The sequence below is a fragment of the Brevundimonas sp. genome, assembly GCF_031082345.1.
In the GTDB taxonomy this organism is placed as follows: domain Bacteria; phylum Pseudomonadota; class Alphaproteobacteria; order Caulobacterales; family Caulobacteraceae; genus Brevundimonas.
This window is the reverse complement of the sequence record NZ_JAVHLH010000002.1, coordinates 4,289-18,543: the sequence shown is the minus strand read 5'-3', so window position 1 is coordinate 18,543 and position 14,255 is coordinate 4,289. Positions and strand designations below refer to the sequence as shown.

The 14,255-nt window shown below is 70.8% G+C and carries 13 protein-coding genes; 10 read left to right on the top strand and 3 right to left on the bottom strand.

Features of this window, described 5'->3' with window-relative positions:
• Positions 1–58 precede the first annotated feature (58 nt).
• The 10 genes from RDU12_RS00320 to cysC are packed head-to-tail and all read left to right on the top strand — an operon-like array spanning position 59 to position 10,791.
• On the top strand, positions 59–2,359 hold the full coding sequence (locus RDU12_RS00320; protein ID WP_300289187.1) for a bifunctional salicylyl-CoA 5-hydroxylase/oxidoreductase: 2,301 nt from the start codon (positions 59–61) through the stop codon (positions 2,357–2,359).
• Positions 2,356–3,117, top strand: coding sequence for an SDR family NAD(P)-dependent oxidoreductase (locus RDU12_RS00315; protein WP_300289186.1), 762 nt, complete (start codon positions 2,356–2,358; stop codon positions 3,115–3,117). Before RDU12_RS00320 ends, RDU12_RS00315 begins: the two co-directional genes overlap by 4 nt.
• The gene (locus RDU12_RS00310) at positions 3,114–3,617 is read left to right on the top strand and encodes a MarR family winged helix-turn-helix transcriptional regulator (RefSeq protein ID WP_300289185.1); all 504 of its coding nucleotides are present in this window, start codon (positions 3,114–3,116) and stop codon (positions 3,615–3,617) included. Before RDU12_RS00315 ends, RDU12_RS00310 begins: the two co-directional genes overlap by 4 nt.
• The gene (locus RDU12_RS00305) at positions 3,614–4,426 is read left to right on the top strand and encodes an enoyl-CoA hydratase family protein (protein ID WP_300289184.1); all 813 of its coding nucleotides are present in this window, start codon (positions 3,614–3,616) and stop codon (positions 4,424–4,426) included. The genes RDU12_RS00310 and RDU12_RS00305 overlap by 4 nt, the downstream gene beginning before the upstream one ends.
• Before the next feature lie 2 nt (positions 4,427–4,428).
• A complete protein-coding gene (locus RDU12_RS00300; protein ID WP_300289183.1) occupies positions 4,429–5,601 on the top strand; it encodes an acyl-CoA dehydrogenase family protein in 1,173 nt (390 codons plus the stop codon).
• On the top strand, positions 5,594–7,198 hold the full coding sequence (locus RDU12_RS00295) for an AMP-binding protein (RefSeq protein ID WP_300289182.1): 1,605 nt from the start codon (positions 5,594–5,596) through the stop codon (positions 7,196–7,198). Before RDU12_RS00300 ends, RDU12_RS00295 begins: the two co-directional genes overlap by 8 nt.
• Positions 7,195–7,617: a thioesterase family protein gene (locus RDU12_RS00290; protein ID WP_300289181.1), complete on the top strand. Its 423-nt coding sequence runs from the start codon at positions 7,195–7,197 to the stop codon at positions 7,615–7,617. The genes RDU12_RS00295 and RDU12_RS00290 overlap by 4 nt, the downstream gene beginning before the upstream one ends.
• A complete protein-coding gene (locus RDU12_RS00285) occupies positions 7,614–8,006 on the top strand; it encodes a RidA family protein (RefSeq protein ID WP_300289180.1) in 393 nt (130 codons plus the stop codon). The genes RDU12_RS00290 and RDU12_RS00285 overlap by 4 nt, the downstream gene beginning before the upstream one ends.
• A gap of 59 nt (positions 8,007–8,065) precedes the next feature.
• A complete protein-coding gene (gene cysD / locus RDU12_RS00280; RefSeq protein ID WP_300289179.1) occupies positions 8,066–8,980 on the top strand; it encodes a sulfate adenylyltransferase subunit CysD in 915 nt (304 codons plus the stop codon).
• A complete protein-coding gene (gene cysC / locus RDU12_RS00275) occupies positions 8,980–10,791 on the top strand; it encodes an adenylyl-sulfate kinase (protein ID WP_300289178.1) in 1,812 nt (603 codons plus the stop codon). The genes cysD and cysC overlap by 1 nt, the downstream gene beginning before the upstream one ends.
• Here cysC and RDU12_RS00270 read toward each other — a convergent pair.
• The 3 genes from RDU12_RS00270 to RDU12_RS00260 are packed head-to-tail and all read right to left on the bottom strand — an operon-like array spanning position 10,788 to position 14,186.
• Positions 10,788–11,063 carry a SemiSWEET family sugar transporter gene (locus RDU12_RS00270; protein WP_300289177.1) on the bottom strand — a complete coding sequence of 92 codons (276 nt, stop codon included), beginning with the start codon at positions 11,061–11,063 and terminating at the stop codon, positions 10,788–10,790. The genes cysC and RDU12_RS00270 overlap by 4 nt on opposite strands.
• Before the next feature lie 37 nt (positions 11,064–11,100).
• A complete protein-coding gene (locus RDU12_RS00265) occupies positions 11,101–12,588 on the bottom strand; it encodes an amidase (RefSeq protein ID WP_300289176.1) in 1,488 nt (495 codons plus the stop codon).
• A 17-nt stretch (positions 12,589–12,605) separates the two neighbouring features.
• Positions 12,606–14,186 (bottom strand): amidase, encoded by a 1,581-nt coding sequence (locus RDU12_RS00260; protein ID WP_300289175.1) that lies wholly within the window; start codon positions 14,184–14,186, stop codon positions 12,606–12,608.
• Between the last annotated feature and the right edge of the window lie 69 nt (positions 14,187–14,255).

The window sequence follows — 14,255 nt, the reverse complement described above, 5'->3', positions numbered from 1 at the left end:
CCGGGCCCCGCCGGCCGGCCATCTGGACTCGCGGCCAAAATCATTTCATACTTAAAATATGTCAGCGCGATCGCCCGTCCGAAGCATCGCCATCGTCGGGGCCGGCCCCGGCGGACTCTACCTCGCCATCTCGCTGAAACTGCGTGATCCGTCGCTTGAGGTCGTGGTGCATGAGCGCAACCGGCCCGACGACACCTTCGGCTGGGGCGTGGTCTTCTCCGACCAGACCCTGGCCAATCTGAAGGCCAACGACCCTGAGACCGCGGCGACCATCGAGGCCGCCTTCGTCCACTGGGACGACATCGACGTCCACATCCATGGCCAGACCATCCGCTCCGGCGGCCACGGCTTCGCGGGCATCGGGCGACAGCGGCTGCTGAACATCCTGCACGAACGGGCCCGATCGCTCGGCGTCGACCTGCGCTTCGAGGACGAGGTCGCCGACATCCGGGCCCTGCCTGCCGACATTATCGTCGCCGCTGACGGCCTGAACAGCCGGGTCCGCAACGAGACGCCCGAGGTCTTCGGCGCCGACGTCGACGTGCGGACCAACAAATACATCTGGCTGGGCACCAGGCAGTCGTTCGACGCCTTCACCTTCGCCTTCGTCGAGACCCCGCACGGCTGGATCTGGGCCCACGCCTACCAGTTCGAGCCGGGCGCCTCGACCTTCATCGTCGAATGCACCGAGGCGACCTGGCGGGGCTTGGGCTTCGATCGCCTCGATCAGGACCAGACCTGCCGCGTCGCCGAGGCCTTGTTCGCCGACTGGCTGGGCGGCCACGCCCTGATGAGCAACGCCAGACACCTGCGCGGTTCGGCCTGGCTCAACTTCCCGCGCGTCGCCTGTTCGAACTGGCGCGACGGCAAGGTGGTGCTGCTGGGCGACGCGGCGCACACGGCGCATTTCTCGATCGGCTCCGGCACCAAGCTGGCGTTCGAGGACGCCATCCGCCTCGCCGAAAGCCTGACGGAGGCCGAGGATCTGGACGCGGGCCTCGCCGCCTATGAGGCCGAGCGCCGGGTCGAGGTGCTGAAACTCCAGAGCGCGGCCCGCAACTCGACCGAATGGTTCGAGACCGTCGACCGCTACGTCGACCTCGAGCCGCTGCAGTTCGCCTACAGCCTGCTGACCCGCAGCCAGCGCGTCAGCCACGAGAACCTGCGTCTGCGCGACCGCGACTTCCTGACCGGGGTGGAGCGCTGGTTCGCCGACCGGGCCGGCGCGCCGCCGTCGCCGGAACCCCCGCCGCCGATGTTCGCACCGCTGCGTCTGCGCGGCCTGACCGTGCCCAACCGCGTCGTCGTCTCGCCCATGTGCATGTATTCGGCCGAGGACGGGACGGTGAACGACTTCCACCTCGTCCATCTGGGCGGCCGCGCGCTGGGCGGGGCCGGGCTGGTCTTCACCGAGATGACCGACGTCTCGGCCGACGCCCGCATCACCCCCGGCTGTGCGGGCATGTACCGGCCCGAGCACCGCGACGCATGGCGACGGATCGTCGACTTCGTCCACGGGCAGGGTGCGCGCATCGCCATCCAGCTGGCCCACGCCGGCCGCAAGGGGTCGGTCGAACGCCCGTGGGGTCCGCGCGCCGACGAACCCTTGCTGCAGGGCGGCTGGGAGCTGATCGCCCCCTCCCCCATCCCGTGGTCGGGCGAAGACCAGACCCCGCGCGAAATGACCCGGGCCGACATGGACCGGGTCAAGGGCGACTTCGTCCGCGCCGCCCGCTGGGCCGACGAGGCCGGCTTCGACATGGCCGAGCTGCACTGCGCCCACGGCTATCTGCTGTCGTCCTTCCTGACCCCAATCTCCAATCACCGCACCGACGACTACGGCGGCTCGCTGGAGAACCGGCTGCGTTTCCCGCTCGAGGTCTTCGCCGCCATGCGCGCCGTCTGGCCCGACGACAAGCCGATGTCCGTGCGCCTGTCCGCCACCGACTGGACCGACGACGGGATCACGCCGGAAGAGTCCGTCGCCATCGCCCGCGCCTTCGCCGACGCCGGCTGCGACCTGATCGACGTCTCGGCCGGCCAGACCTCGGAAGAGGCCAAACCCGTCTACGGCCGCATGTTCCAGACGCCCTTCAGCGACCGCATACGCAACGAGGCGGGCGTGGCCACCATGGCCGTCGGCAACATCTACGAGACCGACCACGTGAACAGCATCCTCGCCGCCGGCCGCGCCGACCTGTGCGCCCTCGCCCGGCCGCATCTGGCCGATCCGAACTGGAGCCTGCGCGCCGCCGCCGAACTGGGTTGGCGCGGGATACGGCCGCCGGTCCAGTACCGCGCCGGCTTCGCCCAGCTGGCCCGCAACCTCGAGAAACAGCAGCAGGCGGGGCCGGTATGAGCCTGACGGGACATCACGCCGTGGTCACCGGCGCGGGCTCGGGGATCGGCCGCGCGACCGCCGAACGTCTGGCCGAGGCCGGTTGCCAGGTCACCCTGATCGGCCGCCACATTGGCAGGCTGAACGAGACCGCAGACCGCATCGGCGACCCGGCCTTCGCCGCCCCCGCCGACGTGACCGATCCGGATGCGCTGGCCGCCGCCATCGAGGTCGGGCGCGACCGCTTCGGGCCGATCGACATCCTGATCAACAACGCCGGCGCCGCGACCTCGGCCCCCTTCCTCAAGACTGACGCCGACGCCTTCCGCGCCATGCTGGCCCTGAACCTCGAGGCGCCGGCCGAGGCCGCCCGTCTGGTCCTGCCCGGCATGCTGACGCGCCGATGGGGCCGGATCGTCAACGTCGCCTCGACGGCGGGGCTGAAGGGCTATGCCTATGTCTCGGCCTATGTCGCAGCCAAGCACGGCCTCGTCGGCCTGACCCGCGCCCTGGCGCTGGAGGTCGCGGCCAAGGGGGTCACCGTCAACGCCGTTTGCCCGGGCTTCACGGAAACCGACCTGGTCGCGAAATCCATCGAATCGATCATTGCGAAAACCGGCCGCAGCGAGGAGGAGGCCCGCGCCGCCCTCGCCGCCTCCAATCCGCAGGGCCGGCTGATCACGCCCGACGAGGTGGCCCAGACCATCGTCTGGCTGTGCGGCGACGGCGCCTCCGGGATCAACGGCGCCGCCGTCCCGGTGGCCGGAGGCGAGCTGTGACCCCCGCCACCGCCCCCCTGCCTGACAGACTGGGAGGCGCACCCGACGGCAAGCGCGCGCTACGTCTGTGGCTGCGGCTGCTGACCTGCACGACCACCATCGAACAAACCATCTCCCAGCGCCTGCGCGACGAGTTCGGCTCGACCCTGCCCCGGTTCGACATGCTGTCGGCGCTGGACCGCGCCGGCGAGGCCGGACTGACCATGGGCGAGGTCTCGCGCATGCTGATGGTCTCCAACGGCAACGTCACCGGCCTGGCCCAGAGGCTCAAGGCCGACGGCCTGATCGAACACCTGCCCGGGGCCGACCGCCGGGTGCAGCGCGTGCGACTGACCGCCGAGGGCCGCGCCCGTTTCGCCACCATGGCGCGCGCTCATGAGCACTGGATCGAGACCCTGTTCGCCGACCTCGCCGATGCCGAGGCCGACGACCTGACCCGCCTGCTGGAGCAGACCAAGCGGTCGCTCCGGGCCGCCATCCACGAGGAGCCGAACCGATGAAGGCGCGCGACTACAAGGCCGAACATTTCCTCTGGTCGGTCGACGACGACGGCGTGGCCGTCCTGACCCTGAACCGTCCCGAGCGGAAGAACCCGCTGACGTTCGAGTCCTACGCCGAGATGCGCGACCTGTTCCGCGCCCTGATCCAGGCCGACGACTGCAAGGTGGTGATCGTGACCGGCGCCGGCGGCAATTTCTCGTCGGGCGGCGACGTGCACGAGATCATCGGCCCGCTGACCGAGATGGATATGCCGGCCTTGCTGAAATTCACCCGCATGACCGGCGATCTGGTCAAGGCCATGCGCGCGTGTCCTCAGCCGGTCATCGCGGCGCTGGACGGGGTCTGCGTCGGCGCCGGCGCCATCATGGCCATGGCTTCGGATCTGCGCCTCGCCACGCCGCGGACCAAGACCGCCTTCCTGTTCACCCGCGTCGGCCTCGCCGGCTGCGACATGGGCGCCTGCGCCATCCTGCCCCGCCAGATCGGCCAGGGCCGGGCGTCCGAGCTGCTGTTCACCGGTCGGGTCATGACCGCCGACGAGGGCGAGCGCTGGGGCTTCCACAACCGGCTGGTCGAGCCGGACGCCCTGCTGGACGCCGCCCGCGAAATGGCGCTGTCGCTGGCGAGGGGCCCGACCTTCGCCCACGGGATCACCAAGAACCAGCTCAACGTCGAATGGGACATGAGCCTCGACGCCGCCATCGAGTCCGAGGCCCAGGCCCAGGCCATCTGCATGCAGACCAGGGACTTCCGCCGCGCCTACGAGGCCTTCGCCGCCAAGCGCGAGCCGGTGTTCGAGGGGAACTGAGCATGGCCGACCGCACCTTCCTCGACTGGCCCTTCTTCGACGACCGCCACCGCGCCTTCGCCGCCGACCTGGAGGCGTGGGCCGACAAGACGGACGCGGTGAACCTGCACGGCGACCACGACCTCGACGGCGACTGCCGCACCATCCTCAAGGCGCTGGCGGAAGGCGGCTGGCTCAACAACGCCGTTCCGGACGCGAACGGCAAGCTCGACGTCCGCACCCTGTGCCTGACGCGCGAGACCCTCGCCCGTCGCTCCGGCCTCGCCGACTTCGTCTTCGCCATGCAGGGGCTCGGCTCCGGCCCGATCAGCCTGTTCGGCACGGAGGACCAGAAGGCCCGCTGGCTGCCCGGCGTGGCGGCGGGCCAGACCATCGCCGCCTTCGCCCTGTCCGAGCCGGAGGCCGGGTCCGACGTCGCCGCCCTCGCCACCACCGCCCGCCGCGACGGCGATGGCTGGGTGCTGGACGGGACCAAGACCTTCATCTCCAACGGCGGCCTCGCCGACCGCTACGTCGTCTTCGCCCGCACCGGCGAAGCCCCCGGCGCCAAGGGGCTCGGCGCTTTCGTGGTCGACGCCGATACGCCCGGCTTCGAGATCGTCGAGCGCATCCCGCTGATGGCGCCGCACCCGCTGGCCACCATCCGGTTCAACCAGTGCCGCATCGACGCCGATCGCATCCTCGGCCAGCCCGGCGAGGGTTTCCGCATCGCCATGGCCACGCTGGACGTATTCCGCTCGACCGTCGCCGCCGCCGCCCTCGGCTTCTCGCGCCGCGCCTTCGACGAGGCCGCCACGCGCGCCACAAGCCGCAACCTGTTCGGCGCGCCGATGAGCGACCTCCAGCTGGTCCAGGCCTCGCTCGCCGACATGGCGCTGAAGATCGACGCCTCGGCCCTGCTGATCTACCGCGCCGCCTGGCTCAAGGATCAGGGCGCGCCGCGCGTCACCCGCGAGGCGGCCATGGCCAAGCTCTACGCCACCGACGAGGCCCAGGCGGTGATCGACGCGGCGGTGCAGATTTTCGGCGGACTCGGCGTCGTTTCCGGCAATCCCGTAGAGCGGCTCTATCGCGAAATACGCGCCCTGCGCATCTACGAGGGGGCCTCCGAGGTCCAGAAGATCGTCATCGCCCGACAGGCGTTGGCCGGCTTCGCGGGAGGGGCGAATGGTTGAGACGGCCCATATCGACCGCTTCGTCCTCGACCACCTGCCGCCGCCGGAGCAGCAGCCGGACTTCATCTTCGAACGGCCCGAACTGGCCTATCCCGACCGGCTCAACGCCGCCGCCGAACTGTTGCGCCGCGCCCTCGCCGCCGCCGGTCCCGAGGGCCGCGCCCTGATCGACGACGACCACGAATTCTCCTGGGCCCGGGTCGACGTCATCTCCAGCCGGATGGCGAAGGTGCTGGTCGAACAGATGGGCCTCGTCCCGGGCAATCGCGTGCTGCTGCACGGTCCCAACAGCGCCTGGACCGTGCTGGCGTGGTTCGCCATCCTCAAGGCCGGCGGCGTGGTCGTCGCCACCATGCCCATGCTCCGCCCCACGGAACTGGCCACGGTGATCGGCAAGGCCCGCATCAGCCACGCCCTCGTCTACGCCCCCCTCGCCGACGCCGTCGCAGAGGCCCGGGCCGCGACCACCTCACTCACCCACGTCATGGACTCCGTCGCCCTGCAGACGGCCGCCCGCGCCCTGCCGCCAGGAACCGCCTTCGACGTCGTCGACACCGCCGCCGCCGACCCGGCCCTGATCGCCTTCACCTCAGGCACCACCGGCCAGCCCAAGGGCTGCGTCCATTTCCATCGCGACATCCTCGCCATGGCGGATACGTTCGCGCGCCACACGCTGGACCTCGCGCCCGGCGATGTCGTCGTCGGAACGCCCCCGATCGCCTTCACCTTCGGCCTTGGCGGCCTGGTGGTGTTCCCGGCCAGCGCCGGCGCCGCGACCGCCTTCGCCCCCCGCCCCGGCTTCGACGCCCTCGCTGAGACCATCGAGCGGTACAAGGCCACCGCCCTCTTCACCGCCCCGACCGGCTACCGCGCCCTGCTCAAACTGGCCGGCGAGCACGACCTGTCCAGCCTTCGCACCTGCGTCTCGGCCGGCGAGACCCTGCCCGCCGCCACCTCCGACGCCTGGCATGAGGCGACCGGCGTGCGCATCATCGACGGCATCGGTTCGACCGAGATGATCCACATCTTCATCTCGACATCCGGCGACGACATCCGCCCCGGCGCCACCGGCAAGGCCGTGCCCGGCTACGAGGCGCGCATCATCGACGCCGGGGGCCGTCCCCTGCCGCCCGGCGAAACCGGCCGCCTCGCCGTGCGCGGCCCGACCGGTTGCCGCTACCTCGACGACCCCCGCCAGTCCGCCTACGTCCAGGACGGCTGGAACCTGACCGGCGACGTCTACCGCCTGGATGCGGAAGGCTATTTCTGGTTCGTGGCCCGGGCCGACGACATGATCATCTCGTCCGGCTACAACATCGGCGCGCCCGAGGTGGAGAACGCCCTGCTGCGCCATCCGGCCGTGGCCGAGGCCGCCGTCATCGGCGTCCCCGACGAGGAGCGCGGCCAGATCGTCAAGGCCTTCGTGGTCCTGAACCCCGGCCAGGACGCGTCCGACGCCCTCCGCTGCGAACTGCAGGACCACGTGAAGTCCGTCATCGCCCCCTACAAATATCCCCGCGCCCTCGACTTCGTGGACGCCCTGCCCAAGACCCAGACCGGCAAGCTGCAGCGCTTCCGCCTCAAGGACGGCGCATGAGCGGCCAGGTCTTCACCACCACCCGCAAGGTCCGCTTCGCCGACTGCGACGCCGCCGGCATCGTCTTCTTCCCGCGCTATTTCGAGATGCTGAACGGCGTCGTGGAGGACTGGTTCGCCGGTCCGCTCGGCGCCTCCTTCCGCGAACTGCACATGGAGCGCCAGGTCAGCGTCCCCACCGCCGCCGTCGAGGCCCGCTTCATCGCCCCCTCGCGGCTCGAGGACGACCTGACCTTCTCCCTGACCGTGACCAAACTCGGCGGCGCCGCCTGCGGCCTGCGCCATGTCATCGACTGCGCCGGCCAGCGCCGCTTCGAGGCGACCCAGACCATAGTCTACGTCGGCCGCTCGCTGAAGCCCGAGCCTTGGCCCGAGGCCCTGCGCGCCCGCATCCAGCCCTTCCTGGAGACCCAGCCATGAACCGCGTCCTGCTGCCCGAGGGCTGGCCCCGGCCGAAGGGTTATTCCAACGGCATCGCCGCGGAGGGCCGGATGGTCTTCGTCGCCGGCCAGATCGGCTGGGACACGGCCGGCGCCTTTCCCGACGGCTTCGCCGCCCAGTTCCGTCAGACCATCGACAACACCCTCGCCGTCCTCGCCGAGGCCGGCGCCGGGCCCGAGCACGTGGTCCGCATGACCTGGTACGTGGTCGACAAGGCCGAATACCTCGCCGCCCTGCGCGACATCGGCGCGATCTGGCGCGAGCGCATCGGGCCCCACTACCCCGTCATGGCCGTGGTCGAGGTCAAGGGACTGATCGAGGACGCCGCCCGCGTCGAGATCGAGACCACCGCCGTCATCCCCGCCTGACCGCTTGATCCCGCCGCCCGGCTCGGTCAGGGTCGCGCGCAACCAGCCGGACCCCTCCCTTGCCCCTGACTTCGCCGGACGACCGCTATCTCGACGAACTGGAGGCCGAGTCCATCCAGATCATCCGCGAGACGGTCGCCCAGTGCGCGCGCCCGGTCATGCTGTTCTCGGCCGGCAAGGACTCGGCGGTGATGCTGCATCTGGCCCGCAAGGCCTTCTTCCCCGCTCCGCCGCCCTTCCCCCTGCTGCACGTCGATACGGCGTGGAAATTCCGCGAGATGTACGACTTCCGGGACCGCGTCGCGGCCGAGGCCGGCATGGAGCTGCTGGTGTATCGCAACCCCGAGGCCGAGGCGCGGGGGATCAACCCGTTCGACCACGGAGCCACCGTCCATACCGACCTCTGGAAGACCCAGGGCCTGAAGCAGGCGCTCGATCATCACGGCTTCGACGCGGCCTTCGGCGGGGCCCGCCGCGACGAGGAGAAGAGCCGCGCCAAGGAGCGCATCTTCTCCTTCCGCAGCCGCACCCACGTCTGGGATCCCAAGGCCCAGCGGCCCGAGCTCTGGCGGCTCTATAACGCCCGGGTCCACAAGGGCGAGTCGGTCCGCGTCTTCCCCCTGTCCAACTGGACCGAGATGGACGTCTGGCGCTACGTCGCCCGCGAGGGGATCGAGGTCGTCTCCCTCTATTTCGCCGCCGACCGTCCGGTGGTCGAGCGCGACGGGGCGCTGATCATGATCGACGACGCGCGGATGACGCTGCGGCCCGGCGAGGCCACGCAGACCCGCCGCGTGCGATTCCGCACCCTCGGCTGCTGGCCCCTGACCGGCGCGATCGACAGCGACGCCGCCGACCTGCCTTCCATGATCGCGGAAATGGCCGCCTCCACTGCCTCCGAACGCCAGGGCCGGGCCATCGACCAGGACCCGACGGCCTCGATGGAGATCAAGAAGCGCGAGGGCTATTTCTGATGGCCCGCGACCTCGTCCGCCTGATCACCTGCGGCTCCGTCGACGACGGCAAGTCGACCCTGATCGGCCGCCTGCTGCACGACGCCGGGGCGGTGCCGGAGGACCAACTGGCCGCCCTGCGCACGCCGTCGGGCGAGGTCGACGTCTCGCGCCTGTTCGACGGGCTCGACGCCGAACGCGAACAGGGCATCACCATCGACGTGGCCTACCGTCATTTCGAGACCGCCGGCCGCCGCTTCATCCTCGCCGACACCCCCGGCCACCCCCAATATACCCGCAACATGGTCACGGCGGCCTCCACCGCCGATGTCGCCGTGGTGCTGGTCGACGCCCGCAAGGGCCTGCTGCCCCAGACCCGACGCCACTCCTATCTGGTCGGCCTGATGGGCGTCCGCCGGGTGCTGCTGGCGGTCAACAAGATGGACCTCATGGATTGGTCCCGGGCGGCCTTCGACGAGATCGCCGCCGACTACCGCGCCCTCGCCGCCGAACTGGGCCTGACCGAGGTCACCGCCGTCCCGGTCTCCGGGCTGGGCGGCGACAATGTCGTCCGCCGTTCGCCCAACCTGCCCTGGTACGACGGCCCGACCCTGCTGGAATGGCTGGAGACGACCGATCTGGCCGAGGCGACTCCCGGTCCCTTCCGCATGCCGGTGCAGTGGGTCAACCGCCCCGACGCCGACTTCCGCGGCTATGCCGGCCGGATCGCCGGCGGGACCGTGCGCCCGGGCGACGCCGTCAGGGTCCTGCCCTCCGGCCGGACCACCACCATCGACCGCATCGTCGCCATGGGCGGCGACCTGACCGAGGCCACGACCGGCCAGTCGGTGACCCTGACCCTGGCCGACCATCTCGACGTCTCGCGCGGCGACGTGCTGGCCGCCGCCGACGCCCCGCCCGAGGTCGCCGACCAGTTCGAAATCCAGCTGGTCTGGATGGCCGACGCCCCCCTGCTCCCCGGCCGCGCCTATGTCGTCAAACTGGGCGCCGCCACGGTCACCGGCCAGGTCACCGACATCCGTCACCGCGTCAATGTCGAGACCCTGGAGCCCCTCGCGGCGCGCACGCTCGAGCTCAACGACATCGCCGTCTGCCACCTGCATCTTGACGCGCCGCTGACCTTCGAGCCCTACGCCGTCAGCCGCGACCTCGGCGGCCTGATCCTGATCGACCGCCAGACCAACGAGACGGTCGGCGCCGGCCTGATCCGCTACGCCCTGCGCCGCTCGGCCAACGTCCAGTGGCAGGCGCTCGACGTGGGCCGCGCCGAACGCGCCGCCCTCAAGCATCAGAAGCCGCTGGTGCTGTGGTTCACCGGCCTGTCCGGGGCCGGCAAGTCGACCATCGCCAACCTCGTCGACAAGCGGCTGTTCGCCGACGGCCGCCATACCTTCCTGCTCGACGGCGACAACGTCCGCCACGGCCTCAACCAGGACCTCGGCTTCACCGACGCCGACCGGGTCGAGAACATCCGCCGCATCACCGAGGTCGCCCGGCTGATGGCCGACGCCGGCCTGATCGTCCTAGTCTCGGCCATCTCGCCCTTCGCCGCCGAGCGCCGCATGGCCCGCGAGCGGATGGCGCCCGGCGAGTTCGTCGAGATCTTCGTCGACGCCCCGCTGGCGGTGGTCGAGGGCCGCGACGTCAAGGGCCTCTACCGCAAGGCCCGGGCCGGCGAGCTGACCAATTTCACCGGCATCGACAGCCCCTATGAGCGGCCGGACAACCCCGACATCCGGATCGACGCCGCCGCCCTGACCCCCGAACAGGCCTGCGAGCGGATCATCGAGGCGATCCGGATCCGGCTCTAGCCCGCCGGATCCCCGTCGCGGAACCGCCACTTCATCGCCAACACCCCCGCCGACATCAGCAGGGCGAAGGAATTGGCCACCGTCACCGGCCAGGCCCCGGTCATGACCCCGTAGACCACCCACAGGGCGAAACAGGTCACCGTCAGGGCATAGGTCCGCAACGACACCGACGAGGCGTCGCGGCTCTTCCAGATCTTCATCATCTGGGGGGCGAAGCTGGTGATGGAACAGACGGCTGCGGCGGAGCCGACGACATTGGCTGCGAGACTCATCCGCCCGAAAGGCGCGGGACCGGCCCCGGTTCCGCCCCTAGCGGATCGGGGCCAGCAACGGCGCCAGCGTCTCGCCCTCGTCAACCGTCCGCATGAAGGCCGGCGGCCGCATCGCCCGGGTCAGTTGCTCGAAGGCATGGCCCAGCGACAGCACCTTCGCGTCCTCCCACTGCCCGGCGATGAAGCTCATCCCGACCGGCAGGCCGTCGACGAAGCCCATCGGCACGGTCAGGTGCGGATAGCCCGCCACCGCCGGCAGGGTGCTGGCCGCGCCCGCATAGTGGTCGCCGTTGATCACGTCCGTGGTCCAGGCCGGGCCGGTCGTCGGCGCGATCAAGGCGACGACGTCGTGCTCGCGCATCAGCCGGTCGATGCCCTCGGCCCCGGCCAGCCGCAGCGAGGTCGCCCGCGCCTCGACATAGGCCGGCTCGTCCAGACCGCCCTTGGCCTCCGCCATGATGAACAGCTCCTGGCCGAACAGGGCCAGTTCGCGCGGCGTCCGCTCGTTGAAGGCGATGACGTCGGCCAGGGTCCGGGTCTGCACCTGCCTCGGGTCGGTCGAGGCCAGATAGGCGTTCAGGTCGTGCTTCAGCTCGTACAGCAGCACCTCCAGCTCGGCCCCGCCGACCGCCTCCATGTCCGGCCCTTCGGCGATCTCCACGATCACCGCCCCGGCCTCGCGCATCGCCTCAAGATTGGCCTCGAACACCGCGTCGGTCCTGGCCGAATAGCCCATGGCGAAGCGCATCACCCCGATCCGCGCCCCGTTCAGCGAGCCGGCGTCCAGGGCCGCGCGATAGTCGACCCTGCGCGCATCGGCCTCGGCCGTCGCCGCGTCCAGCGGGTCCGATCCGGCGATGGCGTTCAGCACGATGGCGGCGTCCTCCACGGTCCGCGTCATCGGCCCGGCGGTGTCCTGCGAATGGCTGATCGGCACGATGTGGGTGCGGCTGACCAGCCCCACGGTCGGCTTGAAGCCGACGATGCCGTTGATCGCCGCCGGGCAGGTGATCGAGCCGTCGGTCTCGGTGCCGATCGCCGCCGGGGCCAGCCCCGCCGCCACCGCCGCCCCGCTGCCCGAGGACGAGCCGCAGGTGTTGCGGTCCAGCGCGTGCGGGTTGCGCGTCAGCCCCCCGACCGCGCTCCAGCCGCTGGTCGAGTTCGACGAGCGGATATTGGCCCACTCCGACAGATTGGTCTTGCCGAGGATCACCGCCCCGGCGTCCCTCAGCCGCGCCACCAGCGGCGCGTCCCGGCCGGAAGCGTTGTTCACCAGCGCCAGCGAGCCGGCCGTGGTCGGCATGTCCGCCGTCTCGATATTGTCCTTCAGCAGGATGGGCATGCCGACGATGCCGGAGCCGTCCTCCCACCGCGCCACCTGCTGGGGATCGGCCCAGACCAGCACGCTGTTGGTCGCCGCCTCCTGCGGCGTCACATGGCGGGCGCCATAGACTTCCTGTGCCGACGCCGCTCCGGCGAGCAGCAGGACGGCCGCGGCCGCGGCGGTGATCGTGCGACGAATCATCATGGCTCTCCGGTCCCTCAGTGAATGGTCTGCGGCGTCGGCGCCCGCCGCGCCCGCGTCCGCTGCTCGAAGGCGTAGCCCAGCGACAGCACCTTCGCGTCGTCCCACTTGCCAGCCATGAAGCTGATGCCCACCGGCATGCCGCGGTCGAAGCCCATCGGCACGGTCAGGTGCGGATAGCCCGCCACCGCCGCCAGCCGGCTGGCCGAGCCCTGCGAGCGGTCGTCGTCGTCCGGATCGTTGGTCCAGGCCCGCGAGGTCGTCGGCGCGGTCAGGGCGATCACGCCGTGCTCGGCCATCATCCGGTCGATCCCCTCCGGTCCGGCGGCCCGGAACGAGCGCTCGCGCGCCTCGACATAGGCCGGATCGGTCAGGCCGCCGGTCGCCTCGGCCCGCTCGAACAGGTCCTGGCCGAACAGCACGGTCTCGCGCGGCTCGGCGGCGTTGAAGGCGATCACGTCGGCCAGGGTGCGGGTCTTCACCTGCTCAGGATCGGTCGAGGCCAGATACAGGTTCAGATCGTGCTTCAGCTCGGTCAGCAGCACGGTCAGCTCCCAGCCGCCGATCTGGCGGAAGTCCGCCGGCGCCTCGGTGATCTCGACCAGCTCGGCCCCCGCGTCGCGCATCGCCTGCAGATTGGCCTCGAACACCGCTTGGGTCTCGGCCGAATAGTTGGGCACCAGGAAGCGCAGCACCCCGATCCGCGTCCCGTTCAGGCTGTTCGCGTCCAGCGCCGCCCGATAGTCGACCTTGCGCGCGTCGGCCTCGGCCGTGGCCGGGTCCAGCGGATCGCTCCCGGCGATCACCGACAGCACGATGGCCGCGTCCTCGACCGTGGTCGCGATCGGCCCGGCGGTGTCCTGCGAATGGCTGATCGGCACGATGTGCGTCCGGCTGACCAGCCCCACGGTCGGCTTGAACCCGACCACGCCGTTGACCGAGGCCGGACAGGTGATCGACCCGTCCGTCTCCGTCCCGATCGCCGCCGGGGCCAGGCCGATGGCCACGGCCACGGCGCTGCCCGCCGACGAGCCGCACGGCGTCCGCTCCGGCGCATACGGATTGCGCGTCTGCCCCCCGACCGCGCTCCAGCCGCTGATCGACGACGACGACCGGATATTGGCCCATTCCGACAGATTGGCCTTGCCGAGGATGAGCGCGCCGGCGTCGCGCAGACGCGTCACCAGGGGCGCGTCCCGGCCAGGAGCGTTGTCGACCAGCGCCAGCGACCCCGCCGTGGTCGGCATGTCCGCCGTTTCGATATTGTCCTTCAGCAGGATGGGCATGCCGCGAAGGATCGCGTCAGCGTCGCCACGGAAGGGGATTTGCGAGCCCGGAGTCCAACGAATCACGCTGCGATAGGCCGCGTCCTGCGGCCCGTACAGGTCCGCCAGAAGGGTACCGCTCCGAATCCGCTCGCGGCAGACCTCGATCTCGGCGCCGTCGGGGATCGGACGCCCGGCGTTGACGGCGTCGCTGCGGATCGCGGCCTGCTCCGCGGCCGGCATCTCGCTCAGCAGCCGGCAGCTTCGTTCCTGAACCGGCTCCGCCGTTTGCGCCGCGGCGGGGACGCTCCAGCTGGCGGCGAGGGCAGCCACCGTGGCGACCAGAGCGGCGCGTCGGCGGCTCCTTCCTGAAGCCCTCCCCTCGAGGGGGAGGGTTGGGTG

Bases quoted from the DNA above. Each gene is read 5' to 3' on its own strand.
- RDU12_RS00305 (WP_300289184.1), top strand. From the start codon at position 3,614: ATGAAGGCGCGCGACTACAAGGCCGAACATTTCCTCTGGTCGGTCGAC.
- RDU12_RS00315 (WP_300289186.1), top strand. From the start codon at position 2,356: ATGAGCCTGACGGGACATCACGCCGTGGTCACCGGCGCGGGCTCGGGG.
- RDU12_RS00300 (WP_300289183.1), top strand. From the start codon at position 4,429: ATGGCCGACCGCACCTTCCTCGACTGGCCCTTCTTCGACGACCGCCAC.
- RDU12_RS00265 (WP_300289176.1), bottom strand. From the start codon at position 12,588: ATGATTCGTCGCACGATCACCGCCGCGGCCGCGGCCGTCCTGCTGCTC.
- cysC (WP_300289178.1), top strand. From the start codon at position 8,980: ATGGCCCGCGACCTCGTCCGCCTGATCACCTGCGGCTCCGTCGACGAC.
- RDU12_RS00290 (WP_300289181.1), top strand. From the start codon at position 7,195: ATGAGCGGCCAGGTCTTCACCACCACCCGCAAGGTCCGCTTCGCCGAC.
- RDU12_RS00270 (WP_300289177.1), bottom strand. From the start codon at position 11,063: ATGAGTCTCGCAGCCAATGTCGTCGGCTCCGCCGCAGCCGTCTGTTCC.
- RDU12_RS00285 (WP_300289180.1), top strand. From the start codon at position 7,614: ATGAACCGCGTCCTGCTGCCCGAGGGCTGGCCCCGGCCGAAGGGTTAT.
- RDU12_RS00320 (WP_300289187.1), top strand. From the start codon at position 59: ATGTCAGCGCGATCGCCCGTCCGAAGCATCGCCATCGTCGGGGCCGGC.
- RDU12_RS00295 (WP_300289182.1), top strand. From the start codon at position 5,594: ATGGTTGAGACGGCCCATATCGACCGCTTCGTCCTCGACCACCTGCCG.